This window comes from Streptomyces sp. NPDC102360 (assembly GCF_044766085.1).
Taxonomy (GTDB): domain Bacteria; phylum Actinomycetota; class Actinomycetes; order Streptomycetales; family Streptomycetaceae; genus Streptomyces.
Genome location: NZ_JBIWLG010000002.1, coordinates 991,213 through 1,018,115, shown reverse-complemented (window position 1 = coordinate 1,018,115; position 26,903 = coordinate 991,213). Strand labels below are relative to the sequence as shown.

The window sequence follows — 26,903 nt, the reverse complement described above, 5'->3', positions numbered from 1 at the left end:
GGGGCGCCGAAGGCGACGGATGCACCTGCCGCGCATCGCGTCCCCGATGACGTTCCGCCCGAGCCTGCGCAAGGACGACCACGTACGCCGCCGGGCCACCCCGGTCTCCGGGCGCCTTCGACGGGACCGGCCCGTGTGCCGCGGCGGAGCACGGAACTCGCGCCGGTTCACCAGGCGTTGATCTGTGTCGCGCTGCCCGGCCTCGCGATCTCTTCGAGTCAGGGCCAGTTGACGGGGCAAGGGCTTGAAGGCTTCTACCACCGGGGCAGACGCCTGTTGTCGCGCTGCCAGATTCGAGTGGCGGGACTGGCACCGCTCGCCGTGCAGTCCCGCATGATCTCCGCGGACCAGGCTTGCTTCACGGCCACCCTGCGGGTGGCCTCGGATACCGGGCCCGACCCGGACGTGGTCGTCGAGCGGATCCGGCGTGCGGAGGGCACGGAGGACATCACGCTGCGCAGTTCCGCGCAGCGAACGCTGCGGCTGCCGCTCGAAGTGGCGCTGGGCACCGACCTCGCCGAGATCGGCGCGGTGGCGGTCGGGAGCAGCGGGCGAGAACTGCCCGCCACGGTGCACGGCTCCGGACTGCGCTGGTCGTCGCCGACCGGCGGCGGGCCGGCCGTCCTGGTCACGGTGACGCCTCCGCCGATGGATGCCCTGGCGTCCGCGGGCCTGCTGCGCTGGGAGGTCGAGCTTCCGCCGGGCGGCAGACACACGGTGCGGCTGTGGGTACGGGCAACCGACGAGGGTGCCGGCAGAGCTGCGGGGAACGGTGCGATCCGGCCGTTCGCCCCGGCCACGGCACAGGGGGACGACCCGCGCGTGGGCCCGATCCTGCGTGCCGGCATCGCCGACCTGCAGGCGCTCCTGGTACGTGATCCCGGGCATCCGTCGGACGTCTGCGCGGCCGCGGGTGCTCCATGGCGCTGCGGTCCGGCTCCTGCCGAGGCGCTGGCGGCCGCCAGGATGGCCTTGCCCCTGGGGACCGGGCTCGCCCTTGGCACGCTACGAGCCCTGGCCCGTACGCAGCTCCGCGAGCCGGGAGTGACGTTCGGAAAGTTGCCGGGCCCGCGGCGGCAGACGGGTGGGCAACTGCCGCCCAGTTGCACAGGGGTCGAGGCCACTCTCTTGTTTCCGGTGCTGCTCGCCGAGGCCAGACGCTGGGGTCTGGGCCGGCCCGAGGTGGTGGAGTTGCTGCCGACTGCCGAGCGCTGTCTGCAGTGGTTGCGGACCGCCGCCCGCGAATCCCTCTACATCCCGGACCTCGGACCGGGAGGCCATCAGCGGTGCGAGACCCAGGCGCATGCCCACCGGGCCGCGCTGCTCGGCGCCGACCTGCTGGACGCTCATGCCAGACCCGGCGGCGGTGAGCTGCGCCAGTGGGCCGAGGAACTGCGGCGGTGCTTCCAGGGGGACTTCTGGGTCGAGGACCGCGGCGGGGGTCGACCGGCGGCCGCGCGTACGGCGGACGGGCGCAGATCGGCAGGGCTGGGCAGCGGCGCCGCCCACCTTCTGGACACCGGGATGCTCGGCGGGGGTGGGCGGGCGCCGGGCCTGTTGGACAAGGTGCGGACCGAGCACCTCGCGAGACTGTTCGGCGGGCCGGCGCTCGACTCCGGATGGGGGCTCAGAAGCCTGGGGGTGAAGGAGGCGTCGTACAACCCGTTCGGGCACCGCTCGGGGGCGGTGCGGGTGCACGAGACCGCTGTCGCCGTCGCGGGCCTGGCTGCCGCCGGTTATGAGAAGGAGGCGGCGTCCCTGATCAGGGGCGTCCTCGACGCGGCCGACGCCTTCGACTGCAGGTTGCCCGAGATGTACGCAGGGCTGCAGCGGGTCGAGGGAGGCATTCCGCTGCCACACCCCGCCGCGTGCAGACCCGCTGCCGTGTCGGCGGCGGCCGGAGTGCATCTCCTGGCGACCCTCGTGGGCGTCCGCCCCGACGTACCGGCCGGGACGGTGACGCTGTCGCCGATGCGAAGTGCCCCGCTGGGCGAGATCGGGCTGAGCGGGCTGCGGGTCGCCGGGCAGGCGTTCTCCGTACGCGTCAGCAGGCTCGGTGTCGCCATGGTGGAGGAGGCGGCGGACGAACTGCAGTTGGGGGTGTGACGCGCGGGGACCCGGGCGGACCGGAACCACCGTGCGCCGCCCGATACGGGGTGGAGCAGGAGAGCGAAGGGAGTGTTTATCGTCAGGCAGACGACTATGATCGTTCCATGTCGCCCTACGACCCGTCGGCCTTTCCGCCCTTCGCTGTCACCGTCGATCTGGTCGTGCTGACCGTGCGTCGTCACGCACTGTGTGCGCTGGCGGTACGCCGTGGTGAACCGCCGTTTCAAGGGCGTTGGGCTTTGCCCGGCGGGTTCGTACGGGACGACGAGGACCTGACGGCGGCAGCCGCGCGCGAGCTGATCGAGGAGACGGGGCTGTGCGCCCACGACCCGATGGCGCCGGCGCAGGACAACGGGGCGCACCTGGAGCAGCTGGCCACATACGGCGACCCGAAGCGGGACCCCCGGATGCGCGTGGTCAGCGTCGCCCACCTCGCGCTCGCCCCTGACCTGCCCGCGCCGCGCCCCGGCGGCGACGCGCACAGCGCGCGGTGGGCTCCCGTGGAGGCGCTGCTGAAGCACGGCGGCTACGGGCGCGAGGACGAGCAGGCAGCACCGTTGGCCTTTGACCATGCGCAGATCCTGGCGGATGGCGTGGAGCGGGCGCGATCCAAGATCGAGTACTCCTCGCTCGCGACGGCGTTCTGCCCGCCCGAGTTCACCGTCGGCGAGCTGCGCCGCGTCTACGAAGCCGTGTGGGGTGTCGCCCTCGACCCGCGCAACTTTCACCGCAAGGTGACGGGCACCCCGGGATTCCTGGTGCCGACCGGCGGCACCACCACGCGTCAGGGCGGTCGGCCGGCCCAGCTCTTCCGGGCCGGTGGGGCCACGCTCCTCAACCCGCCGATGCTCCGGCCGGAAGCCTGATCGATTCGTTGGTGAGGCAGCCGCCTCACGCGCGGTGCGGGCGGCGCCCGGTGGGGCGCCGTGACACCGGAAGAGGCCTGGAATCGTGGGCACTCACGTCAGCGCGATGCCCGAAAAGTGCTAAATATCGCGTTATCTTGCTGGAGTACCCAAGGGGTCTTCCCGTCGCCCTGCCGGCGGGCGGGTCCCGGCCGCCGAGCGGTCGCCCATCCTGCGAGAGAAGCGATGATCCAGGCCACCGGACTGACGAGTAACGCACGCAAGGGGAGCCCGCCCGCGGTCGACGACGTGTCCTTCGACGCGTGCGCCGGCCGTGTCACCGCCCTGTTGGGCGCACGGCGGTCGGGCAAGACGACAGCCGTACGCCTGATGCTCGAACTCCAACAAGGCCGTGGCGTCACCTACTTCAGAGGCCGCCCGCTGCACCGGATCGCGCACCCCGCGCGGGAAGTCGGCGTGCTGCTCGGCGACGTGCCGGGACATCCGGCCCGAACCGTCCGGGGGCACCTGCGCATGCTCTGCTCCGCGGCCGGCGTGTCTGTGCGACGCGCGGACGAAGTACTTGAAGTGGTGGGCCTCGTGAGCCTGCGAGAGGAACGCCTGGGCTCCCTGTCGCGCGGCATGGACCGACGGCTCGGGCTGGCCTGCGCGCTGCTCGCCGATCCGCACACGCTGGTGCTCGATGACCCCGCGGGCGGTCTCTCCGCCCGGGAGGGCAGGTGGCTGCACGGCACCCTGAGGTCGTATGCCGCACTCGGTGGCACGGTCCTGTTTACCACCAGGGACGCCAAAGAGGCGGCCCGGGTCGCCGACCGCGTCGTCACGCTCGACGCCGGCAGGGTGGTGGCGGACCAGGATGTCGCCGACTTCGCCCGGACCCGGCTGCGGCCCCGGGTCGCGGTCCGCAGCCCGCACGCTGCGAGGTTCGGCGTCCTCCTGGCGAAGGAGGCGCGCGCGGCCAAGCGCTCGGTCGAAGTCGTCACGGAGGACGGTAGCCGGCTGTCGGTGTACGGCAGCACCTGCGCGGACGTGGGGGACATCGCGTTCCGGCACGGCGTCCTCGTGCACCAACTCGCCGACGAGATCGGCGACGCGGGCCCTTCGGCGGCGGCGTCCGTCGTCACCGAAGGCCAATCGGACACCAACAGTGGCGATGCCGACGCGGGAGCCCACGCTCCGACCGGCACCGGGGCCGGGGCCGACAACCGTACGCATACCTCCGCGGCGGTCACGCCCCTCAACGCCCTCACCCCCGCCAGCACGTTCGTGCCACTCGCCGATGCCGCGCCGCCCCCGGTGGCACAGCGTCGCGCAGCCTCGAACGGCCGTGCACCTGAAGCCGAACCCGTGCGCGAGACATCCGCCGCGCTGCCGATGCTGCCGCCACCGATCACCGTGCGTACCGCTCGCGGCCCGCTGCGTCCGGTGCGCTACGAACTGCGTCGCGCGACCGGCATCGCCACCGGTCATGTCACCGCCGCACTCGTTCTCGCCGTCTCCGCGCTCCTTTCCGTGCTGCTCGCACGTGCCGGACACACGCCGCAGCCTCGTTTGATCGCCGCCTGGCCGCAGGTACTTCCCTTGCCGCCTGCCGCCCTGGGCGCAGGGCTGCTCGGCGCCTTCGCCTTCGGTGAGGAGTTCCGCCACCCCGCACTCGCCGCCGACCGCGGAACCGTTCCTCGCCGCCTGGGACTTCTCGCCGCGAAGCTGCTCGTCGGCGCGGCGGCCGCCCTCCTCCTGGGCGTGCTCACCGTCGCCGGTGATGCCGCGCTGCTCCACCTCGTATACGGATCGGAGCTCACACAAGTTCCCGCCGAGTGGCTCTCCCTGAGCGTGAGTTGGCTCGCCCTGGTCGTCGGGTGCTCCTGGGCCGGTGTCCTCGCGTCCGGTCTGTTCCGGTCCACGGCGGCGGGACTGGCCGCCGTGGTGGCCGTGCCGATCATCATCGTGCCGCTCGTACAGAAGGCCTTGGAGGGACCATCTGTGCGAACGGCGGCGGGACTTCCCGGACGCTTGCGTGATCTTGCCCTGGTGGACTGGCCGTTCGGGATCGAGCGGTTCGCCGCTGCCGGAATGCGGATGATCACTCAACCCGTGGGTGGCGCGCTGATGTTGTCGCTGGGTGCTCTGCTCTGCGCATATCTGCTCACAGCGCTGCGTTCTCGGGTGCGCTGACGACCGGCCGACGCCTTCCGGTGCCTCGCTGAGCACAACTCCCCGCGGAACGCCCATTTCTTTCCGATAAGGCGTCAAGTGCAGCGAGGAGGGAGATCACCCTTTCGTGTGCTTTTCACCAAAGACCTCAAGGGAGTTGGGGGCGGCGCCGACAACAGATTCCGTGAGTACCCTTGCGCACACCATGATGACCGCCGCCCGCTCCGCCGACTCCGGCCTCGCAGGACCGGGCGAACTCGACCGCTACCCCTACATGGAGTCGACCGCCGGGCGCGTCGGCGGCCCTGCATGGGAGAGCCCGGATCCGGATCTCGGCCGGGTGGGCCGACGTGCCGGGGGCAGCCGGGGGCGCGGCCTGCACGGCCAACTCGTCCAGCAGCTCGGGCAGATGATCGTCTCCGGCGATCTCGGCGCCGACCGCCCGCTGGTTCCGGAGGAGATCGGCCAGCGATTCGAGGTCTCCCGCACCGTCGTCCGCGAGTCCCTGCGCGTATTGGAGGCCAAGGGCCTCGTCAGCGCCCGGCCGAACGTCGGCACGCGCGTGCGACCGGTCAGTGACTGGAACCTGCTAGACCCGGACATCATCGAATGGCGCGCCTTCGGACCGCAGCGCGACGACCAGCGGCGCGAGCTGAGTGAGCTGCGGTGGACGATCGAGCCGCTCGCCGCGCGGCTCGCCGCGGGGCACGGCAGGGAGGACGTGCAGCAGCGGCTTGCCGACATGGTGGAGATCATGCGGCACGCGCTCGGTCAGGGAGACTCGATCACGTTCTCGCGCGCCGACGCGGAGTTCCACTCGCTGCTCATCCAGCTCGCGGGCAACAGGATGCTCGAGCACCTCTCCGGCATCGTGTCCGCCGCCCTGCACGTCTCCGGCGGGCCGGTCATCGGCTGCGACCGTCCGAACGAGGCGGTTGTCGTGCACCACGCGCGCATCGTCGACGCGCTCGCCGCGGGCGATGGCGCGGGCGCCGAAGCGGCCATGCGGCAGCTGCTCACCGTCCACCCCGAGGTGGAGCGCGTGGTGCCGGCTCCCCGCGAGCACTGACCGCACCAGGGGCGCGGCAGGGCGAGGGAGGGCGAACCATGTGTCGCCGGACGGTGCCGCATGTGCGACGTGGATGCGGAGCATGTGTAGGAGGGCGCCATCCGGCGACTCGAGGCGTAGGCGGAAGGCCTGTTCTCCTGTAGGGGATCCGTTCTTCGAGGTCGTTACGTGCCCGGACGAGTTCAGCCGCATGGCCTGTTCTGTCCGTATCAGTCAGTCTTTGACCGATAACGTGGTGTGACTCGGACCACGCAGATTGGGCGTAACGCTCTTCGGGGTAGCGCGATGACCTAAGAGGTGACAGCCGAGGAGGGAATACAGCAGCCGCTTGTGGCGCTGTCCATCTCCCAGGCTCCTGCCCGCGCCGTCGGCCCATCCCCAAGCCGGCGGTCGTCGGCTCCGGTCCACACAGGACGGGGCCGGAAGCCGTTTTCCAACGTTCCGAGAGGTTGTTCGTGTCGGCCAGCACATCCCGTACGCTCCCGCCGGAGATCGCCGAATCCGTCTCTGTCATGGCGCTCATTGAGCGGGGAAAGGCTGATGGCCAGATCGCCGGCGACGACGTGCGCCGTGCCTTCGAAGCCGACCAGATTCCGGCCACTCAGTGGAAGAACGTTCTGCGCAGCCTCAACCAGATCCTCGAGGAAGAGGGTGTGACGCTGATGGTCAGTGCCGCTGAGCCCAAGCGTCCCCGAAAGAGCAGCGTCGCAGCCAAGAGTCCGGTCAAGCGCACCGCGACCAAGACCGTCGCGGCCAAGACGGTCACCGCCAAGAAGGTCGCCGCCGCCACCACTCCCGAGCCGCCGGTCGTCGAGGCCGTCGACGAGGAGGCCGAGTCGGACAAGAAGGCTGTGGCGAAGAAGGCGCCGGCCAAGAAGGCCGCTGCCAAGAAGACGGTCGCCAAGAAGGCGACCGCGAAGAAGACCGCCGCCAAGAAGGACGATGACCTTCTTGAGGACGAGGCGACCGAGGAGGCTACCCCCGCTGCCGGCAAGGCCGGCGAGGGCGAGCCTGCCGAGGAGAAGGAGGGGCAGGGCTTCGTCCTGTCCGACGACGACGAGGATGACGCGCCGGCCCAGCAGGTAGCCGCCGCCGGTGCTACCGCCGACCCGGTCAAGGACTACCTGAAGCAGATCGGCAAGGTCCCGCTGCTCAACGCGGAGCAGGAGGTCGAGCTCGCCAAGCGCATCGAGGCCGGCCTGTTCGCGGAGGACAAGCTGGCGAACGCCGACAAGCTCGCTCCCAAGCTCAAGCGCGAGCTGGAGATCATCGCCGAGGACGGCCGCCGCGCCAAGAACCACCTCCTGGAGGCCAACCTCCGACTGGTGGTCTCCCTGGCCAAGCGCTACACCGGCCGCGGCATGCTCTTCCTGGACCTCATCCAGGAGGGCAACCTCGGTCTCATCCGCGCGGTCGAGAAGTTCGACTACACCAAGGGCTACAAGTTCTCCACGTACGCCACCTGGTGGATCCGTCAGGCGATCACCCGCGCCATGGCCGACCAGGCCCGCACCATCCGTATCCCGGTGCACATGGTCGAGGTCATCAACAAGCTCGCGCGCGTGCAGCGCCAGATGCTCCAGGACCTGGGCCGCGAGCCCACCCCGGAGGAGCTGGCCAAGGAACTCGACATGACCCCCGAGAAGGTCATCGAGGTCCAGAAGTACGGCCGTGAGCCCATCTCCCTGCACACCCCGCTGGGCGAGGACGGCGACAGCGAGTTCGGTGACCTCATCGAGGACTCCGAGGCCGTCGTACCGGCCGACGCGGTCAGCTTCACGCTCCTCCAGGAGCAGCTGCACTCCGTGCTCGACACCCTGTCCGAGCGTGAGGCGGGCGTCGTCTCCATGCGCTTCGGTCTCACCGACGGTCAGCCGAAGACCCTCGACGAGATCGGCAAGGTCTACGGCGTGACGCGTGAGCGCATCCGCCAGATCGAGTCCAAGACGATGTCGAAGCTGCGCCACCCGTCGCGCTCGCAGGTCCTGCGCGACTACCTCGACTAGTCACAGGCGCTGTACGGCTCTCAGGAGGCCCGGCACTTCCCGTTCGCGGGAATGTGCCGGGCCTTCGTCGTCGGCGATTGTGGGCGGATCCTCGCAGTGCGCGGCGTGTCGTGCTGAATGACTCTGGGTGGGCCGTTGCAACCCTGAGTGAGGAGACCGTATGCGTCGCTCTTTCGCGAGAGTACTGACCGCTCCACTGGCCATGCTGGCCGCGACGGCGGTACTGCCGTTGGCTTCCCCCCAGCCCGCGACCGCCGACGAGGGAGTCGTAGGAGGCCGCCAGGTCGACGCCGCCAAGAGCCCCTGGACGGTGGCGCTAGCAAGCCGTGACCGGTTCGGCGGAGCCCGCGCGGGTCAGTTCTGCGGGGGAGTGGTCGTCGGACGGTCGACGGTCCTCACCGCGGCGCACTGCCTGAGTGAGGACGTGCTCGGAGTGCCGCGCGATCGGGTGCGGGACCTCAAGGTGATCGTCGGCCGCGGCGATCTCGAGGCATCCGGCGGTGACGAGGTGTCCGTGCGCAGCGAACGGATCAATCCGGCGTACGACGCCCGGACGAATGCCGGCGATGTGGCGGTCCTCACACTCGACGCACGGCTACCCGAGGGATACGTGCTCCCGATGGCGGGCGAGGGCGACCCGGCGTACCGGGCCGGCACCGGCGCGTCCGTCTACGGGTGGGGCGACACGACGGGGGCGGGCGACTACGCGCGTACGTTGCATGCCGCGCGGGTGCGCGTGCTTGCCGACGCCGAGTGCAGGCGGGCGTATCCGCCGGGCGGCACGGACGGGACGTACAAAGCCTCGTCGATGCTCTGCGCGGGCGAGTCCGCCGGCGGCAAGGACGCCTGCCAGGGGGACAGCGGCGGGCCGCTGGTCGCCAAGGGCCGGCTGATCGGTCTCGTGTCGTGGGGGAGCGGGTGCGGGCGCGCCGGCAGCCCGGGCGTCTACACCCGCGCCTCGGAGGCGCTGCGGGTCCTCCAGGGGCACGCCTGAGGCGTCGTACGGACACGAGGACGGGCGGCTACCCCTGGGGTCAGGGGTAGCCGCCCGATCACCGGCCTGATGCCGGAGCTGGCTCGTCGTGTGTGCGAGGCGTCAGCGTTCCTCGGTCTCGGCGCTTGCCGGATCGGCGGTGAGCCGCTCCGTCTCGTCCTGTATCTCAGCGGCGATCTTCTTGAGTTCCGGCTCGAACTTGCGACCGTGGTGGGCGCAGAAGAGCAGTTCACCACCGCTGATCAGAACGACGCGCAGATATGCCTGGGCGCCGCAACGGTCACAGCGGTCAGCGGCCGTCAGGGGGGTCGCGGGGGTCAGAACAGTAGTCACGTCGCCTCTTCTCTAGCTCGACGAGCTGTCGTACCAGGGTCAACATCCAACCAGGCCGAAAACGTTCCCGCTCGCGGCTTTTCCTCGAAAAATTTCTCCGAGACCGGCTGGCTGTCGCCGGGTGGCGGCGAATGAGCCGTATTGCGTCTCTAACGTCTTACGGGTTCGCGCGTTCTGTCAGGTCGGTCCTCCCCCGGCTGGTTGCCGGTTTGTTCATGAGGACGTGCCCGGAGCCTAAATGGTTCATGCCTGGAAGGGAACGTGATGTGGGCGTCACTCCATCGAGGGATCGAACATTCATGCGACTCTGGACTAGTCTGGGCTGAGGTGAGGGTGGCGTGACAAAGGCTCTACCAGGCCTCGGTACCCTCTGAACGGCGACCGACGCCGGCCCTTCCTCCGGGAGGGGCCCATCTGAAATTCAGCGAGGAGCGAACCGCGTGACCGCCGATACGTCCGTGCCGTCCACAGCGCTGCTGACTGGAGCAGACCGGGACGGTTCCAACTACACCGCGCGGCACCTGCTCGTCCTTGAGGGGCTCGAAGCCGTACGCAAGCGTCCGGGCATGTACATCGGCTCGACCGACAGTCGCGGCCTGATGCACTGCCTCTGGGAGATCATCGACAACTCCGTCGACGAGGCCCTCGGTGGCTACTGCGACCGCATCGAGGTGATCCTGCACGACGACGCCTCCGTAGAGGTGCGGGACAACGGCCGCGGCATCCCCGTGGACGTCGAGCCCAAGACAGGCCTCTCCGGAGTCGAAGTCGTCATGACCAAGCTCCATGCGGGCGGCAAGTTCGGAGGCGGCGCGTACGCGGCCTCCGGCGGTCTGCACGGCGTGGGCGCCTCCGTGGTGAACGCGCTGTCGGCGCGCCTCGACGTCGAGGTTGACCTGGGCGGGCACACGCACGCCATCAGCTTCCGGCGCGGTGTCCCTGGCGCCTTCGCCAAGCCCGGACCCGACGCGTCGTTCGACCCCTCGGCACGACTGAGCAAGGTCAAGAAGGTCCCGAAGGCGCGCCGCGGCACCCGCGTCCGCTACTGGGCGGATCGCCAGATCTTCCTGAAGGACGCCAAGCTCTCCCTGGGGGACCTGCACCAGCGCGCACGGCAGACCGCATTCCTGGTGCCGGGGCTGACCATCGTCGTCCGTGACGAGTTCGGTCTCGGCGAGGGCGGCAGCAAGGGTGAGGAGTCCTTCCGTTTCGACGGCGGCATCAGCGAGTTCTGCGAGTACCTGGCGCAGGACAGGCCGGTCTGCGACGTCCTCCGCTTCACCGGGCAGGGAACCTTCAAGGAGACCGTCCCCGTGCTCGACGAGCACGGCCAGATGACGCCGACCGAGGTCCAGCGAGAGCTCGGTGTCGACATCGCGCTGCGCTGGGGCACCGGGTACGACACGAGCATCAAGTCGTTCGTGAACATCATCGCCACGCCCAAGGGCGGTACTCATGTGGCGGGTTTCGAGCGCTCGCTCACGAAGACGATGAACGAGGTGCTGCGCGCCCAGAAGGTGCTGCGCGTGGCAGAGGACGACGTCGTCAAGGACGACGCCCTGGAGGGCCTCACGGCCGTCGTCACGGTGCGTCTGGCCGAGCCGCAGTTCGAGGGTCAGACCAAGGAGGTCCTCGGCACCTCGGCGGCCAACAGGATCGTCGCGAATGTCGTGGCCAAGGAGCTCAAGGCGTTCCTGTCGTCCACCAAGCGCGATGCCAAGTCGCAGGCCCGCGCCGTCATGGAGAAGGCCGTCGCCGCGGCACGTACCCGCATCGCCGCGCGACAGCACAAGGACGCGCAGCGCCGTAAGACGGCCCTGGAGTCCTCGTCCCTCCCTGCCAAGCTCGCGGACTGCCGCAGCGACGACGTGGAGCGCAGCGAGCTGTTCATCGTCGAGGGCGACTCCGCGCTCGGCACCGCCAAGCTCGCCCGGAACTCCGAGTTCCAGGCCCTGCTGCCGATCCGCGGCAAGATCCTCAACGTTCAGAAGTCGTCCGTGACGGACATGCTGAAGAACGTGGAGTGCGGCGCCATCATCCAGGTCATAGGAGCTGGGTCCGGCCGGACCTTCGACATCGACGCGGCGCGCTACGGCAAGATCATCCTGCTCGTCGACGCCGACGTCGACGGCGCGCACATCCGTACGTTGCTGCTGACGCTGTTCCAGCGCTACATGCGGCCGATGATCGAGGCCGGCCGTGTCTTCGCCGCCGTACCGCCCCTGCACCGCATCGAGCTGGTCCAGCCGAAGAAGGGCCAGGACAAGTACATCTACACGTACTCGGACCGAGAGCTGCGCGAGACGCTGCTCGAGCTCCAGCGCAAGGGAGTGCGGTACAAGGACTCGATCCAGCGGTACAAGGGCCTCGGCGAGATGGACGCCGACCAGCTCGCGGAGACCACGATGGACCCGCGCCACCGCACGCTGCGCCGGATCAACATCGGTGAGCTGGAGGCGGCGGAGCACGTCTTCGACCTGCTGATGGGCAATGACGTGGCGCCCCGCAAGGAGTTCATCAGCAGCTCCGCCTCGACCCTCGACCGGTCGCGCATCGACATGTAGCGACGAGGCCGGGGGACGTGCCGAGCGCCTCCCCTGCCACGCGGTCCACATCATGCGGCTCCACCCACGGGTGGAGCCGCATGATCCACCCGCGATCCACCCGGGGCCCGATCCCCTGACCTGCTGGTTTCCGTAGCGTCGAAGGCGTTGAACCACTTCGCTCCCGACCGCTCCACGGAGGCAGTCATGTCCGGGCTCCCCACCGTCTTGGTGATTGTCGCCGTCCTCGCGCTCGTCCTGGTGCGCCAGTTCAGGACGGAGCGCCTGTCCGGCGACCGGAAGTGGTGGCTCCTGCCGGCGATCCTCGCGGTCGTCGCGGTGAAGGACGGTGGGGTGACAGATCCCCACCATGTGACGGGCTCAGCCGTACTGCTAGCCGTCGAGATACTGGTGAGCGTGGGCATAGGCGTCGGGTGGGCGTTCACGACCCGCGTCTGGACGGACGAGCGGGGCGACGTGTGGACCAAGGGCACCGTCGCGACGGCAGGCGCCTGGCTCGGTGGTGTCGCGGCCCGCGCGTGCGTGGCAGGCATCGGTCTGGCGCTGGGCATCCACCTCGGCAGCTCCGGCCTGATGCTCGGCTTCGCCGTCTCACTCCTGGTCCGTTCCGGCCTGCTGATGCTGCGGGCCGATCGGGAGCGCTCGGCGTACGTTGGCCCTGTCGCCCGGCCGGCGTGGGAGGACCGTAGGTGATCGGCGGAAACTGGACGGAATGGCCCTCCCGGGAGGCGCTCTCCCGCGAGGGCGTCACCCGCGCCCGGCTCATGCTTGCCCGCGCGGTGCGGCTGGTCGTGGTCGCGGTCCTGGTGTGGACCGCCGTCACGCAGCGCGACGTCAGCGGCTGGGCACTGATCCTCGCCCCCGTGCTGCTGATCACTTGCGCGGCGGCAGCCTGGGCCTTTTTCCGCACCACCCTCGACCACCGACTGTGGCCCTCGCTCGGACTGCTCGCGTTTCTGGTGGCGGTCGCTGTCCTGGCTCAGTGGGCCGGATTCGTCGGGCCGGCCATCGTGCTGTGGTGCGGCTGCGCGGTCTCGGCGCTGGAGCGGCTGCCCCTCGGCGCGTGCGTGCCCGCCACCGCGGTGGCACTCACCGGGTTCGCGGTGGTCAACAACGACGCCTGGCTGACCACCGCCGTCGTCGCCATCGGCCTCTGCCTCTCCGGGTACGTGCTGCGCCTGGACGCCGAGGCGCGGGGGAGCGCGCAGCGGGCTCTGGAGCAGGAGCGTGCCGCGCGTACCGCCGAGGCCGAGTCGGCGGCGCTCGCCGAGCGGTCGCGCATCGCGCGCGAGATCCACGACGTCCTCGCACACAGCCTCTCCGCGCAACTCGTGCATCTGGAGGCGGCCAGGCTCCTCATCGAGCGCGGGGCGGACCGGGACCAGATCCTCGAGCGTGTCGTGGCGGCGCGCGGCATGGCCCGCGACGGGCTCGACGAGACCCGGCAGGCCCTGTCTGCGCTGCGGGGCGAGATGACACCGCTGGAGGACTTCCTGCGGGAACTGGTCGCGGCATCGGACGGGGCGACACTCACGGTGGAAGGCGGGCGCAGGCCCTTGCCCGTCGAGGCGTCCCAGACCGTACGCAGGGTCGCGCAGGAGGCGCTGACGAACGTCCGCAAACACGCGCCGGGTGCGAGGACGGACATCCGCTTGGAGTACTGGCCGGGCGAAGTGGCCCTGGAAGTACGGGACTCGGGAGCGTCCCGGCCGCACGAGGAGCTCACTGTCAGTGGTGGCGGTTACGGTCTGTTGGGGATGAAGGAGCGCGCCGAGTTGATGGGCGGCACGCTCGAGGTGGGGCCGTACGAGGAGGGTTTCATGGTCAAGTTGAAGGTTCCCGTATGAGCGGGACCGAGGCGGGGGCTCGCGCGGGGAGGCCGCCGGCCCGCGTGGTGGTGGTCGATGACCAGACGGTGGTGCGCGAAGGCATCGTGATGCTGCTCGGGCTGCTGCCCGGGATTGAGGTCGTCGGCTCCGGGGGAGACGGTGACGAGGCGGTCGCGCTCGTGGCCGAACTGTCGCCGGACGTCGTCCTGATGGACCTGCGCATGCCGCGCTGCGACGGAGCGGAGGCGACCAGACGGATCCGGCAGGAGTACCCGGGCACCCAGGTCGTCATCCTGACCACGTACGCCGACGACGAGTCGCTCTTCCCGGCGCTCAGGGCGGGAGCGCGCGGCTATCTCACGAAGGATGCCGACGGGGACGAGATCGTCAGAGCGGTGGAGGACGTGCTGTCCGGTGACGCGGGTCTCTCGCCGAGGATTCAGCGGCGGCTCCTGGAGAGATTGTCGCAGCCCGAGGTCACCGTGCCTGATCCCATCGAGCCGCCCGACGGCCTCACTTCGCGGGAGGCCGAGGTCCTGGTGCTGATCGCCGACGGTCTGACGAACCAGGAGATCGCCCGGGCGCTGCATGTCTCCACGGCGACGGTGAAGACCCACATCAACAACCTGTTCGCGAAGACCGGGCTCAAGGACCGTGCCCAGGCCGTCCGTTACGCGTATCGCCACGGACTCGCGAAGCCGCCGGGAACGTCCATCACCTAATGGGGTGAAGGGTCTGCGGAGAGCGTCCGGGATCTTCCCGGTCTGTCCATCCTTGGTCCGCGGCCGCAGTAGGCCGCGGACAAGGAGAGTTCGGTGGACAAGCACGACGGGCGCGCGGCCGCGCGGCCCAGGGCCGTTGCCACGAGAGGCAGCGGCGATCCCTGGTACGACGAGCCGGACTCGGATTGGGGTGAGTGGCGCGGTCCGGGCGCGATGTCGGCCGCCGTGCCTGCCCAGTCCGCGCCGTCCGAGCGGAGCGCGGCAGGGGTTTACCTGGAGGTGCAGCGCAGCGCGGCGTTCCAGGAAGTGCGCAGGCGCTACCGGCGGTTCGTCGTTCCGGCCGTCGCGCTCTTCCTCGCCTGGTACGTCGCGTACGTCGTGGCCGCCACGACGGCGCCCGGCCTGATGGCCCAACCGGTCGCGGGCGCCGTGAACGTGGCGATGGTGGCGGGCCTCGGCCAGTTCGCCAGCACGTTCCTGCTGACGTGGCTGTACGCGCGCCACGCGCGGCTGCGCCGCGATCGCGCGGCGCTCGAACTGCGCTGGGACACACAGGAAATGACGCGCGGCATCGTCGAGCACGCGCGCGTGGACGGTTCCGCGCTTGGCGAGGGCGGCCGGCTGTGACCGGGGCGCACCAGACTCTGGCGTTGGTCCTGTTCAGCGCGTTCGTGGCGGTCACGCTCGCCATCACGACCTGGGCGAGCCGCAAGCGACACGGTTCGGCGGAGGAGTTCTACGCGGGCGGCCGGCTGTTCTCGCCCATGGAGAACGGATTCGCCATCGCGGGCGACTACATGTCGGCCGCGTCCTTCCTCGGTATCTCCGGACTGATCGCGCTGTTCGGCTACGACGGGCTGCTCTACTCGGTCGGCTTCCTCGTGGCCTGGCTCGTGGTCCTCTTCCTCGTGGCCGAACTGGTGCGCAACTGCGGCCGGTTCACGCTCGCCGACGTCGTCGCGGCCCGGATGCGGGAGCGGCCGGTGCGCATCGCCGCGGGAACTTCCTCGGTCACCGTGTCCGTTCTGTATCTGGTGGCGCAGATGGTGGGTGCGGGAAGTCTGGTCGCGCTGCTGCTGGGGAAGGCGAGTGGCGCCGCGCAGGCCTGGACCGTCGTCGGCGTGGGCGCGCTCATGGTCATCTATGTGTCGCTGGGAGGGATGCGGGCCACCACGTGGATCCAGATCGTGAAGGCCGTCCTGCTCATGGGCGGGGCGATCGTGCTGACGGTGCTCGTACTGGCGCGCTTCCACGGTGACTTCGACCAGCTCCTGCGCACCGCCGCCGCACGCAGCGGGCACGGCTCGGACTTCCTCGTGCCCGGTCTGAAGTACGGAGGAAGCTGGACCGCTCGCTTCGACTTCATCAGCCTGGGCCTCGCGCTGGTGCTCGGCACAGCGGGCCTTCCGCACATCCTGTCGCGCTTCTACACCGTGCCGACCGCGCGGGCCGCGCGCCGCTCGGTCGTGTGGTCCATCGGGCTCATCGGCAGCTTCTATCTGATGACGATCGTGCTCGGGTTCGGCGCCGCGGCCCTTGTGGGCCCCGATGCCGTACGGGGCTCGAATGCCGCGGGGAACACGGCGGTACCGCTGCTCGCCCTCGACCTGGGAGGCGGCGCGGACTCCACGGGTGGCACGGTGCTGTTCGCGATCGTGGCCGCGGTCGCCTTCGCCACGATCCTCGCCGTCGTCGCCGGGATCACGCTGGCGTCCTCGGCCTCCGTGGCGCACGACCTGTACGCCTCGCTCCGTAGAGGCGGCCCCGACGGAAGGCCCGGCGGCAGGCAGTGGAGTGAGGTCGCGGTGGCGCGGATCGCCGCGGCCGGTGTCGGCGTGCTCGCGATCGGCCTCGGGCTGCTCGCGCGGGACCTGAACGTGGCGTTCCTGGTCGGGCTCGCGTTCGCGGTCGCCGCGTCGGCCAATCTGCCCGTACTGCTCTACTCGCTGTTCTGGCGTGGCTTCACCACGCGGGGCGCTGTGTGGTCGGTGTACGGCGGCCTGGTGCCCGCGCTGGTGCTCGTACTGCTGTCCCCGGTGGTCTCCGGGAGCCCCACGTCGTTGTTCCCCGGTGTGGACTTCCAGTACTTCCCCTTGGAGAACCCCGGGCTCGTCTCGATTCCGCTCGGCTTCCTCGCGGGCTGGCTGGGCACCGTGACCTCTCCCGATGAGCCGGACGAGGCCAAGCACGCGGAGACCGAAGTGCGGGCGCTCACGGGCGCAGGGGCGGTCTGACACGCCCCTGCGGAGAGGCCGCCGAGGCGGTCAGCGGCTGGCGGCCCACTCGTAGCGGTGCTCGGGCCGCCCCGTGTCGCCGTACTTGAGGCTCAGCCGTACCCGCCCGGTCCGCTCCAGGAGTTTGAGGTAGCGCTGGGCGGTCTGCCGGCTCAGCCCGGTGACGTCGGCCAATTCCTGTGCCGAGAGCGGGCCTTCGGCGGTCATCATCGCCCGGCGGACCAGCTCGGCGGTGGTGGTCGAGTGCCCCTTGGGCAGCTCGGGCGCGGGCCCGGCGGAGAGCGCGCCGAAGATCTGGTCGACCTCCGCCTGCTCCGCCTCGCCGCCGCCATCGAGGGTGCGCCGCAGGGTCGCGTACGCCTCCAACTTGCCCCGCAGACCCGCGAACGAGAACGGCTTGACCAGGTACTGCAGCGCCCCGTGGCGCATCGCGGCCTGTACGGTCCCCACGTCGCGCGCCGCGGTCACCATGATCACGTCGATCTGGTGGCCGCGTTCGCGGATCGTCCGGGCGAGCGCCAGGCCCGTCCGGTCCGGCAGGTAGTGGTCGAGCAGCACCAGATCGACATGGAGCTCCTCGATCCGCTCGAGTGCCTCCGCCGCGTTGTGCGCGGTCGCCGCGACACGGAAGCCGGGAACCTTCGCCACGTAGGCGGCGTTGACGTCGGCCACGCGGACGTCGTCGTCCACGACCAGTACGTCGATCATCGGGCCTCCTCGGTCACGTCCGGCACGTCCACGGTGAGGGCCTCCGGCAGGACGACGACGAATTCGGCGCCCCCGAGCGGCGACCGGGTCACCTCGGCGGCGCCGCCCTGCCGCTCGGCGAATCTGCGCACCAGGGCGAGCCCGATGCCGCGCTTGCCGTGCGCTGGTGGCTCCTTGGTGGACCAGCCTTCCACGAAGACGGTCTCCCGCTGGTCGGCGGGGACGCCCGGCCCCGAATCGCGCACCCGTAGGACCGCACTACGGCCTTCGGCTCGCAGAACCACCTCCACGCGCGCGTGCTGCCCCGAACCGGCGGCCGCGTCCAGGGCGTTGTCCACCAGGTTGCCGACGATCGTGACGAGGCCGCGCGGGTCGACGAGGCGGTCCGGCAGCCAGGTGTCCCCGGAGATGCCGAACGCGACACCGCGCTCCGCTGCCACGGTCGCCTTGCCCACCATCAGGGCCGAGAGCAGCGGGTCCTCGATCCGCTCGGTGATCTGCTCCGCGGTCACCCGGCGCGCCCCCGCCACCTCGCCGACGAAGTCCACGGCCTCCTCGTACATCTCCAGTTCCAGAAGGCCCAACAACGTATGCATGCGGTTCGCGTGTTCGTGGTCCTGCGCGCGCAGGGCGTCGATCAGGCCGCGTGTGGAGTCGAGTTCGCGGCCCAGCTGCTCCAGCTCGGTGCGGTCGCGCAGTGTGGCGACCGCGCCCCCGTCATCGGTGGGCATCCGGTTCGCGACCAGGACGCGCTGTCCGCGGACGGTGAGCAGGTCGGTACCGGAGACGTGCCCCGCGAGCACATCCGTCGTACGCCCCGCCCCGAGCGCCTCGTCCAGCGGCTGTCCGATCACCTTCGCGTCCACTCCGAGCAGCCGCTGCGCCTCGTCGTTGAGCAGGCGTATCCGCCCGCCGCGGTCCAGCGCCACGACGCCCTCCCGAATGCCGTGCAGCATGGCCTCGCGCTCGGCCAGGAGCGCAGAGATGTCCGAGAAGGCCAGGTCCCGGGTCTGCCGCTGGACCCTCCGCGAGATCAGGTACGCGGCGAGCGCTCCGACGGCCAGGGCCCCTCCCGCGTACGCGAACAGGCCCGGGATGGCGTGGATGAGCCGCGCGCGGACGCTGTCGTACTCGATGCCGACCGAGACGGCGCCCACGATGGCCCCGTCCGGGGCCCTGAGGGGGACTTTGCCGCGCGCGGAGCGGCCGAGCGTCCCGTCGTCGATCTCCATGACCGCGCGGCCCGCCAGCGCCGCGCTGGGGTCCGTCGACACGACGTGCCCGATCCGGGCGCGATCGGTGTGCGACCAGCGGACGCCCTCCCGGTTCAGAATCACGACGTACTCGGCGCCGCTGGCCCGGCGGATCCGCTCCGCCGCGGCCTGCACGGGACCGTCCGGGCTCGGCCGTGAGGAACGCAGTTCCTCGGCGATCCGAGGCTCCGCCGCTGTAGTCTGCGCGATGGCCAGGGCCCGGCGCATCGCCTGGTCGTCGAGCTGGTCGCTCAGCGGCGCCAGGAAGAGCCCCGTCGCCAGCACCGCCACTCCCGCGGCGATCGCCACCTGCATCAGCAGCACCTGGGCGAACACCCGTTTGGGGAGGCCGAAGCGCAGGCGGCGGGCAGGGGAAGTCGAGCTCATGGCTCAGAACGGTACGGGCCCGTCGGCCCTGGTCGAAGACCTTGTGGCGCGGATCTCCCCCGCCGCTTCCGGCCTGAGCACGTCTGCACAGCGGCGATCCCGACCTTGCCCGCCCGGTCACTCCGCCGCGGAAGCGGATGGCAGGGGCTGCGGCGGGCGCATGCCTACGTAGTGTCCCGTCGGCCGCATACGGAGAGGCCGCTCGCCGTACTCCTCCAAGGCATGAGCGATCCAGCCCGCCGTGCGTGCGACGGCGAAGATCGTCTCGCCTGCTTCCGCCGGCATCCCGAACGAGGAGGTGAAGGCGGCGAGGGCCAGGTCCACATTGGCGTGCAGGTCCGTGTGGCGGGCGCTGGTCGCCACGACGTCGCGGGCAGCGGCGAGCGCGGGGCGCGCCTCGGGCAGTTCCTCCAGCGCCGCGAACAACGCCTGTGCGCGTGGGTCCTCTCCCTGGTAAAGGCGGTGGCCGAGGCCCGGCACACGGCGGCCCGAACGCAGCTCGTCGGCGACCACGGAGCCCGCGCTGCCCCGGTCGAGGACGTCCAGCAGCATCCGGTGGGCGATGCCGCTCGCCGCCCCGTGCAGCGGTCCCTCCAGGACGCCCAGGCCCGCCGAGACAGCGGCGTAGGTGTGCGCCCGCGCGGACGCGGCGACGCGTACGGCGAGCGTCGAGGCCGCCAAGTCGTGGTCGACCAACAGGGCGAGAGCCATGTCCAGGACGCGCAGCGACGCCTCGTCGGGCTCCCTGTAGGTCAACCGCCCCCACAGGCGCTGGGCGATCGGAGCGCCGTCCACGTACGTCGTCCGTACGAGGGGCAGCGCGGCTGCGAGGGTGGGGATGAGGGACCGGGCGGCGCCGAGCACGGAGGCCTCGGACAGGTCGTAGCGCAGCGGATCCGCCGTCGCCGCGGCGACGGCCGCCACTCGCAACCGGTCGATGGGGCTGCTGAGTTCGGGCAGCGCGGCCATGGCCTTGCGGGCCGCGGAGAACGATTCCTTGGGGGCGGTGAACCGGGCGCCGGGGCGCAGCGTGCCCGTCCACAGCCACTCCGCGACCTCCTCGTACGAGTGGCGGGCCGCGAGCTGTACCGCGTCGACCCCTCGGAAGAAGTACCGGTCGTCGTCGATGAGGGTGATCCGCGTGCGCACCGACAGCTCGCCGGGGCTCGAACCAGCGGTGGTGTCCCGCCTGTTGCGGCGGGCGAGCGCCTCGACCTCGGCGGCGTCGAAGGTGCTGCCGCGTGTGCTCTCCCCGCGTCTGCTGCTGAGCTGCCCGCGGCTCACGTACGCGTACACCGTCTCGGGCTTCACGCCGAGCAGTTCGGCGGTCTCCTTGGTGGTCAGACGGCGGGCCTGCTGCATCGGTGCAGGTTCTTGATCCCTCATGCGCGTCACCGTATCCGGATCGCCTTGCATTGATTCAATCAATATTGACAGTTATTGAGTCAAGCATGGACAGTCAAATCAAGTCCAGGGAGGAAACATGCCGATCAACGGGAGTACGGCCGCCACGGCCGTCGAGGTACCGCGCGGGCTCGCCGGTGTTGTCGTCACCGACACCGAACTCGGGGACGTCAGGGGGCGTGAGGGCTTTTACCACTACCGCCAGTACTCCGCCGTCGAGCTCGCGGAGACCCGCGGCTTCGAGGACGTGTGGCATCTGATGCTCCACGGGGAATTGCCCGACGCCGAGCGGTCCGCGGCCTTCGCGCAGGAGACCGCCGGGCAGCGTGGGCTGCCGGAGGACGTGCGGGCCGCGTTGCCGGCGATCGCCCGGGCCGGTGCGGTCTCGGGGCCGCTCGCCGGGCTGCGGACGGCGCTCTCGCTGTTCGGTGCCTCCCGGGGCCTTCGGCCCGTGTACGACATCGCCCCGGACCGGCGCCGCGCGGATGCGGTGGCGGCCACGGCCGTGGTCCCCACGATGCTCACCGCACTGCACCGGCTCGGTGAGGGGCTCGAGCCCGTGGAGCCGCGCGAGGATCTCTCGTACGCGGCCAACTACCTGTACATGTTGACGGGTTCGGAGCCCGACCCCGCACATGCGCGAGCCATCGAGCAATACCTGATCTCAACCATTGATCACGGATTCAATGCGTCAACGTTCACGGGCCGTGTCATCGCGTCGACCGGGGCCGATGTCGCGGCCTCTCTGGTCGGGGCGGTCGGGGCATTGTCCGGGCCGCTGCACGGCGGGGCGCCCAGCCGCGCGCTCGACACCCTGGACGCGATCGGTACACCGGACCGCATCGACTCCTGGATCCGGGAGCGGGTGCTCGCGGGTGAGCGGATCATGGGCTTCGGTCACCCCGTCTACCGTACGGAGGATCCGCGCTCGCGCATGCTGCGCGGAATCGCGGAGCGGTTCGGCGGCCCGCTGGTGGATTTCGCGGTCCAGGTCGAGCGGCAGGTGGAGGCGATCCTCGCGGAGCTGAAGCCGGGCCGTGAACTGCACACGAACGTGGAGTTCTACGCGGGCGTGGTCATGGAGCTGTGCGGACTGCCGCGCACCATGTTCACACCGACGTTCGCGGCGGCCCGGGTCGTCGGCTGGAGCGCCAACATCCTTGAACAGGCGGAAGACTCGAAAATCATCCGGCCGGCGGCGCGGTATGTGGGGGTGGGGGCGCCGGTGGCGGTGCCGCTTGTCGTGTGAGGGGTGTGACAAAGGCCCGGCGGACGCTGCTGCCGGGCCTCAGGCGCGGCCGTGGCGGAAGCCGCCGACGGCCGTCAGTTGTCCGGGATGTCTCCCTTGGCGCGCACGAGTGTCTCCCGGTTCACGATGACGATGCGCTCGTAGTCGGCGACCCCGGCGTCCGAGGGGAGTTCGTGCCTGAGGTCCGCGGTGGCCTCGGTCCCGATCACGGCGAAGTTCCCATCGCTGAGTTCGAAGACGTCGGGGCAGGTGGCGCCGGAACTGCTTCCGCGTGCGCTCGGGGGCACCCCGATGCGGCGTTCGATCTTCAAGGGAACCGGGTTTCTTCTCGGGCCGATGTGGCGTCGCGGCGCTAGTGCGCGCAATGAGGCGTCAGAATACCGATTCGCCGCCCACCACGGGGAGTTATTGCGCAACTTCACCGCTTCGGGGGAATCCCGTCAGTCCAACGGTGGCTCGCCGACGACCCACCACTCGTCCGTGTCCGCGGCGGCCTCGATCTCGTGGAACAGCGCCTCTGCCATGCGGCCGATCTCTGCCTCGCTGGACGAGGGGTCCAGGGAAGCGCGGTGGGGGCGCGTGGCCTCCCAGTATTCGCGCATGTATGGGCTCTGGAACAGCTCCCGAAGGATGCCGAACAGTTCGCGCTGGTCGTGCAGGCCGGACTCGTAGTTGTGGAAGGCGTTGACGTACCAGAGGTTGGCGTACATGAACTGGCGCCGCTTCTGCGGGGTGAGATCCAGGCCGTAGTTGTCGATCACGACCGCCAGGGCCGGGTCATCGATCGCCTTGCTCAGCAACTCCCAGTGCATGCGCTGCTGATGTGCGCGGGCCAGCCGGCGGCGCTCCTGCGAGGCCCACTTCGTATCCGGGCCGAAGCGATGCCACAGATGTGTCGCGGTGCCACCCGCGAGTCCGCCCACGGCAGCGGCGACTACCGTCCGGCATATCCCTTGACTCTGTGTGGTCATGTCAACCCCCGATTCAGGCGACCGTGCGCCGGTCGTCGGATGCGGGGCGACGGAGACGGAGACCGGCGGCGGTGGGCGGCGCGCTTGCCGACTCCCAGGGTGCCGAGCGGCTCTGATCGGCGGGAGGCGGAGAGGAGGCGCACGGGTGGATGCTCAGTTCGCGAAAACCGGCGCCATGTCCAACGTGTGCCCAGCGGGCGCCGTTAGCAATCGTTCACTTCGCGGCCTTTCTACCCGCTCGTATCCTGGGGTGGCATTCATTCTTCGTACGAGAGCCGGCCCCTGAACCGGCGTGCGCTGCGGCGCATGCCGCGCCGTGCGGGTCGGTGTGAGAGAGGTCGAGTTGAGCAAGGCCAGCCCGCAGCAGATCCCCGTCGTCGTCCTTGCCGGCTTTCTGGGGTCGGGGAAGACCACGTTGCTCAATCATCTGCTGCACCGCAGCGGGGGCACCCGGATCGGGGCGATCGTCAATGACTTCGGGTCGATCGAGATCGACGCGATGGCGGTCGCCGGACAGTTGGGCGACTCGACGGTCGCGCTCGGCAACGGCTGCCTGTGCTGCGCGGTGGATGCCAGCGAACTTGACGTGTATCTCGATAAGTTGACTCGGCCCGTCAATGACGTGCATGCCATTGACGTCATCGTGATCGAGGCGAGTGGCATCGCGGAGCCTCAAGAACTCGTACGTATGGTGCTGGCCAGTGACAACCCGCGGATCGTGTACGGAGGGTTGATCGAGGTCGTCGACACCGCCGAGTTCGACGCCACCCGCGAGAAGCACCCTGAAGTGGACCGGCACCTGGGGATCGCGGACCTGGTCGTGGTGAACAAGGGTGACCGTGTCGGCCCGGACGAGCGTGAGCGGGTCCTGGGCGCCGTGCGGGCCTCGGCCGGCCGGGCCGCCGTGGTGTCCGCGTCGTACGGGCGCATCGACCCGGCGCTGCTCTTCGACTGCCGCCCCACCGAGGAGCGGATCGGGCAACTGTCCTTCGATGATCTGCACAGGCGTGACGAGCACGCCGGCCATGACGACCACGCGGCGCACGACGGGCATCTGCACGCCGCCTACGACAGCGTCGCGTTCAGCTCCGACGTGCCCATGGACCCCCGCCGGCTGATCGCGTTCCTCGACGGTCGGCCCGAGGGGCTCTACCGAATCAAGGGATATGTCGACTTCGGTGCGGGCGACCCGGGCAACCGGTACGCCGTGCACGCCGTGGGGCGCTTTCTGAGGTTCTACCCGGAGCCGTGGCCGAGCGGCGAGGAGCGCCTCACGCAACTCGTACTGATCGGATCCGGCATCGACGCGAGCGCCCTCGGTAAGCAGCTGGATGCCGCAAAGAGCGTCGCCACGAGCGACGCCCCACATGCCGCCGACGAGCAGGCCATGTGGGGCGTTCTCCGCTACGTGCAGGACAAGGGCGAGGCGGAGGAAGTCGCGGACTACGCGCCCTAGACCGGTCCCGCCGTCGCCGCCACCGTCTTCGGCAGGGACAAGCCCGAACCGTCGCGGCGCGGGTCCATCTCGGGCAGCTCGGCCGGCGTGCCGTTCTTCTGCGCCGCACGCGCGGGTGCCGGGCCGGCCCAGGCCAGGCTCAGGCAGTCCTCGCCCTTCAGGAAGCGCTGGCAGCGCACGCCGCCCGTGGCACGCCCCTTCCTCGGGTACTGGTCGAACGGCGTGAGCTTGGCCGTCGTCTGTACCGAGTCGTCCAGCGTGCCGCGCGATCCGGCCACGGTGAACACCACCGCGTCGACGGCAGGGTCGATCGCGGTGAACGAGATGACCTTCGCGCCCGTCGCCAGCTTCACGCCGGACATGCCGCCCGCCGCGCGGCCCTGCGGGCGCACGATGGAGGCCTGGAAGCGCAGCAGCTGTGCGTCGTCCGTGATGAAGACCAGGTCTTCCTCACCGGTGCGCAGCTCCGCGGCGCCGACGATGCGGTCACCCTCCTTGAGGGTGATGACCTCCAGCTCCTCCTTGTGGGACGGATAGTCGGGAACCACGCGTTTCACGATTCCCTGTTCGGTGCCGATCGCCAGGCCGGGCGAGGACTCGTCAAGGGTCATGAGACACACGACCGTCTCGTCCGCCTCCAGGGAGGAGAGGAACTCGGCGACCGGGGCGCCTCCGGAGAGGTTCGGCGCGGCGGCCGAGTCCGGGAGCTGCGGCAGGTCGACCACGTTCAGGCGCAGCAGGCGCCCTTCGGACGTGACGACGCCGATCTCGCCGCGAGCCGTCGCGGGGATCGAGGAGACGATCACGTCGTGCTTCGTACGCTTGGTGCCTTCACCTTCGGTGAAGGGATCGCCGTTCGCCGTACGGGCAAGCAGCCCGGTCGAGGAGAGCAGCACGCGGCACGGGTCGTCGGCGACTTGGAGCGGAACCGCCGACACCGGGGCGCCGGCCGACTCCAGGAGCACCGTGCGCCGGTCGTCACCGAACTTCTTCGCCACGGCGGCCAGTTCGGAAGAGACCAGCTTGCGCAGCTCGGAGTCGGACTCGAGGATGCCGGTCAGCTCGTCGATCTCGCCGTTGAGCTTGTCGCGCTCCGCGTCCAGCTCGATGCGGTCGAACTTGGTGAGGCGGCGCAGCGGCGTGTCCAGGATGTACTGCGTCTGGATCTCGCTCAGCGAGAAGCGCTCGATCAGGCGTTCCTTGGCCTGCGCGCTGTTGTCGCTGTCCCGGATGATGCGGATGACCTCGTCGATGTCCACCAGGGCGACGAGGAGACCCTCCACCAGGTGGAGCCGGTCCTGCTTCTTGCTGCGGCGGAACTCGCTGCGGCGGCGCACCACGTCGAAGCGGTGGTCCAGGTAGACCTCGAGGAGTTCCTTGAGGCCGAGGGTGAGCGGCTGGCCGTCCACCAGCGCCACGTTGTTGATGCCGAAGGATTCCTCCATGGCCGTCAGCTTGAAGAGCTGCTCCAGGACGGCCTCCGGCACGAAGCCGTTCTTGATCTCGATGACCAGGCGCAGGCCGTGCTCGCGGTCCGTGAGGTCCTTCACGTCGGCGATGCCCTGGAGCTTCTTGGAACCGACCAGTTCCTTGATCTTCGTGATGACCTTCTCGGGGCCGACCGCGAAGGGCAGCTCGGTGACGACGAGGCCCTTGCGGCGCGCCGTCACGTTCTCCACGGAGACCGTCGAGCGGATCTTGAACGTGCCGCGGCCGGTCTCGTACGCGTCCCTGATGCCGGACAGGCCGACGATCCGGCCGCCCGTCGGCAGGTCGGGCCCGGGAACGAACTTCATGAGTGTGTCGAGGTCGGCGCCCGGGTGCCGGATCAAGTGCCGCGCGGCGGCGATCACTTCACCCAGGTTGTGCGGCGCCATGTTCGTCGCCATGCCGACCGCGATGCCCGACGCGCCGTTCACCAGCAGGTTCGGGTACGCGGCCGGGAGGACGAGCGGCTCCTGCTCCTGGCCGTCGTAGTTCGAGATGAAGTCGACCGTGTTCTCGTCGATCGACTCCGTCATCAGGCTCGCGGCGGCGTCCGGACGGCACTCCGTGTACCGCATGGCGGCCGGGCGGTCGTCATTGCCCAGGGAGCCGAAGTTCCCGTGCCCGTCCACCAGCGGGACGCGCATGGAGAACGGCTGGGCGAGGCGCACCAGTGCGTCGTAGATCGACGAGTCGCCATGGGGGTGCAACTTACCCATGACCTCGCCGACGACGCGGGCGCACTTCACGTAGCCGCGCTCGGGGCGCAGGCCCATCTCGTTCATCTGGTAGACGATCCGACGGTGGACGGGCTTCATCCCGTCCCGGGCGTCGGGCAGGGCGCGTGAGTAGATGACCGAGTACGCGTACTCCAGGTAGGAGCCCTGCATTTCGTCGACCACGTCGACGTCGAGGATCTTCTCCTCGAAGTCGTCGGGCGGCGGGGTCTTCGTGCTGCGGCGGGCCATCGCGGCTGCGGCTCCTTCACCTACAAGAACGGTTACATGAACGGGAACTGTCGCGGACCATTGTGGACCGCCGCACTGACAACGCCGCTCGCGGCCCTTCAGTACCGGGTGTCGCGCGGCCCCGAGAGGGCCGTCTGCTCGC

The 26,903-nt window shown here is 70.0% G+C and carries 21 protein-coding genes; 14 read left to right on the top strand and 7 right to left on the bottom strand.

What is annotated here, in order from left to right:
* Positions 1 to 135 precede the first annotated feature (135 nt).
* The 6 genes from ACIRHA_RS13925 (at position 136) to ACIRHA_RS13900 (ending at position 9,198) form a co-directional block, all read left to right on the top strand.
* Positions 136 to 2,106 (top strand): glycogen debranching N-terminal domain-containing protein, encoded by a 1,971-nt coding sequence (locus ACIRHA_RS13925; RefSeq protein WP_403844238.1) that lies wholly within the window; start codon positions 136 to 138, stop codon positions 2,104 to 2,106.
* A gap of 107 nt (positions 2,107 to 2,213) precedes the next feature.
* Positions 2,214 to 2,975: an NUDIX domain-containing protein gene (locus ACIRHA_RS13920; RefSeq protein ID WP_266714958.1), complete on the top strand. Its 762-nt coding sequence runs from the start codon at positions 2,214 to 2,216 to the stop codon at positions 2,973 to 2,975.
* A 225-nt stretch (positions 2,976 to 3,200) separates the two neighbouring features.
* Positions 3,201 to 5,150 (top strand): ATP-binding cassette domain-containing protein, encoded by a 1,950-nt coding sequence (locus ACIRHA_RS13915; protein WP_403844236.1) that lies wholly within the window; start codon positions 3,201 to 3,203, stop codon positions 5,148 to 5,150.
* Between the two features lie 163 nt (positions 5,151 to 5,313).
* Positions 5,314 to 6,198 carry a FadR/GntR family transcriptional regulator gene (locus ACIRHA_RS13910; RefSeq protein ID WP_403844234.1) on the top strand — a complete coding sequence of 295 codons (885 nt, stop codon included), beginning with the start codon at positions 5,314 to 5,316 and terminating at the stop codon, positions 6,196 to 6,198.
* 449 nt (positions 6,199 to 6,647) lie between these two features.
* Complete coding sequence (locus ACIRHA_RS13905; RefSeq protein ID WP_403844232.1) at positions 6,648 to 8,204, top strand: RNA polymerase sigma factor; 1,557 nt, start codon at positions 6,648 to 6,650, stop codon at positions 8,202 to 8,204.
* Positions 8,205 to 8,364: 160 nt separating this feature from the next.
* The gene (locus tag ACIRHA_RS13900; protein ID WP_403844229.1) at positions 8,365 to 9,198 is read left to right on the top strand and encodes a S1 family peptidase; all 834 of its coding nucleotides are present in this window, start codon (positions 8,365 to 8,367) and stop codon (positions 9,196 to 9,198) included.
* A 102-nt stretch (positions 9,199 to 9,300) separates the two neighbouring features.
* Here ACIRHA_RS13900 and ACIRHA_RS13895 read toward each other — a convergent pair whose 3' ends face one another.
* Positions 9,301 to 9,531 (bottom strand): hypothetical protein, encoded by a 231-nt coding sequence (locus ACIRHA_RS13895; RefSeq protein WP_266714963.1) that lies wholly within the window; start codon positions 9,529 to 9,531, stop codon positions 9,301 to 9,303.
* A 440-nt stretch (positions 9,532 to 9,971) separates the two neighbouring features.
* Between ACIRHA_RS13895 and ACIRHA_RS13890 the strand changes: the two genes are divergently transcribed.
* From ACIRHA_RS13890 to ACIRHA_RS13865, 6 genes are all read left to right on the top strand, one after another.
* A complete protein-coding gene (locus ACIRHA_RS13890) occupies positions 9,972 to 12,095 on the top strand; it encodes a type IIA DNA topoisomerase subunit B (RefSeq protein ID WP_403844226.1) in 2,124 nt (707 codons plus the stop codon).
* A gap of 186 nt (positions 12,096 to 12,281) precedes the next feature.
* Positions 12,282 to 12,788, top strand: a complete 507-nt coding sequence (locus ACIRHA_RS13885; protein ID WP_403844223.1) for a DUF1453 domain-containing protein — start codon at positions 12,282 to 12,284, stop codon at positions 12,786 to 12,788.
* 71 nt (positions 12,789 to 12,859) lie between these two features.
* Positions 12,860 to 13,942 carry a sensor histidine kinase gene (locus ACIRHA_RS13880; protein ID WP_403844503.1) on the top strand — a complete coding sequence of 361 codons (1,083 nt, stop codon included), beginning with the start codon at positions 12,860 to 12,862 and terminating at the stop codon, positions 13,940 to 13,942.
* Complete coding sequence (locus tag ACIRHA_RS13875; protein ID WP_403844221.1) at positions 13,939 to 14,646, top strand: response regulator; 708 nt, start codon at positions 13,939 to 13,941, stop codon at positions 14,644 to 14,646. Before ACIRHA_RS13880 ends, ACIRHA_RS13875 begins: the two co-directional genes overlap by 4 nt.
* Positions 14,647 to 14,739: 93 nt before the next feature.
* On the top strand, positions 14,740 to 15,273 hold the full coding sequence (locus ACIRHA_RS13870; protein ID WP_403844218.1) for a DUF485 domain-containing protein: 534 nt from the start codon (positions 14,740 to 14,742) through the stop codon (positions 15,271 to 15,273).
* Positions 15,270 to 16,880, top strand: a complete 1,611-nt coding sequence (locus ACIRHA_RS13865; protein WP_403844216.1) for a cation acetate symporter — start codon at positions 15,270 to 15,272, stop codon at positions 16,878 to 16,880. Before ACIRHA_RS13870 ends, ACIRHA_RS13865 begins: the two co-directional genes overlap by 4 nt.
* Positions 16,881 to 16,910: 30 nt before the next feature.
* Here the strand turns inward: ACIRHA_RS13865 and ACIRHA_RS13860 are convergent, their stop codons facing one another.
* The 3 genes from ACIRHA_RS13860 to ACIRHA_RS13850 all read right to left on the bottom strand — a co-directional run bounded on the left by ACIRHA_RS13860 (position 16,911) and on the right by ACIRHA_RS13850 (position 20,614).
* A complete protein-coding gene (locus ACIRHA_RS13860; protein ID WP_403844214.1) occupies positions 16,911 to 17,588 on the bottom strand; it encodes a response regulator in 678 nt (225 codons plus the stop codon).
* On the bottom strand, positions 17,585 to 19,228 hold the full coding sequence (locus ACIRHA_RS13855; RefSeq protein WP_403844211.1) for an ATP-binding protein: 1,644 nt from the start codon (positions 19,226 to 19,228) through the stop codon (positions 17,585 to 17,587). Before ACIRHA_RS13855 ends, ACIRHA_RS13860 begins: the two co-directional genes overlap by 4 nt.
* Positions 19,229 to 19,345: 117 nt before the next feature.
* On the bottom strand, positions 19,346 to 20,614 hold the full coding sequence (locus ACIRHA_RS13850; RefSeq protein ID WP_403844208.1) for a citrate synthase family protein: 1,269 nt from the start codon (positions 20,612 to 20,614) through the stop codon (positions 19,346 to 19,348).
* Between the two features lie 97 nt (positions 20,615 to 20,711).
* On the opposite strand from ACIRHA_RS13850, the gene ACIRHA_RS13845 reads away from it, so the two are divergent.
* Positions 20,712 to 21,881 (top strand): citrate synthase/methylcitrate synthase, encoded by a 1,170-nt coding sequence (locus ACIRHA_RS13845; RefSeq protein WP_403844206.1) that lies wholly within the window; start codon positions 20,712 to 20,714, stop codon positions 21,879 to 21,881.
* 74 nt (positions 21,882 to 21,955) lie between these two features.
* On the opposite strand, the gene ACIRHA_RS13840 is transcribed toward ACIRHA_RS13845, so the two are convergent.
* A complete protein-coding gene (locus ACIRHA_RS13840; protein WP_403844203.1) occupies positions 21,956 to 22,192 on the bottom strand; it encodes a hypothetical protein in 237 nt (78 codons plus the stop codon).
* A 129-nt stretch (positions 22,193 to 22,321) separates the two neighbouring features.
* Positions 22,322 to 22,852, bottom strand: a complete 531-nt coding sequence (locus ACIRHA_RS13835) for a DUF6082 family protein (RefSeq protein WP_403844201.1) — start codon at positions 22,850 to 22,852, stop codon at positions 22,322 to 22,324.
* Positions 22,853 to 23,195: 343 nt separating this feature from the next.
* On the opposite strand from ACIRHA_RS13835, the gene ACIRHA_RS13830 reads away from it, so the two are divergent.
* On the top strand, positions 23,196 to 24,308 hold the full coding sequence (locus tag ACIRHA_RS13830) for a CobW family GTP-binding protein (RefSeq protein ID WP_403844198.1): 1,113 nt from the start codon (positions 23,196 to 23,198) through the stop codon (positions 24,306 to 24,308).
* Here ACIRHA_RS13830 and ACIRHA_RS13825 read toward each other — a convergent pair.
* On the bottom strand, positions 24,305 to 26,761 hold the full coding sequence (locus tag ACIRHA_RS13825; RefSeq protein WP_403844196.1) for a DNA topoisomerase (ATP-hydrolyzing) subunit A: 2,457 nt from the start codon (positions 26,759 to 26,761) through the stop codon (positions 24,305 to 24,307). The genes ACIRHA_RS13830 and ACIRHA_RS13825 overlap by 4 nt on opposite strands.
* Positions 26,762 to 26,903 lie beyond the last annotated feature (142 nt).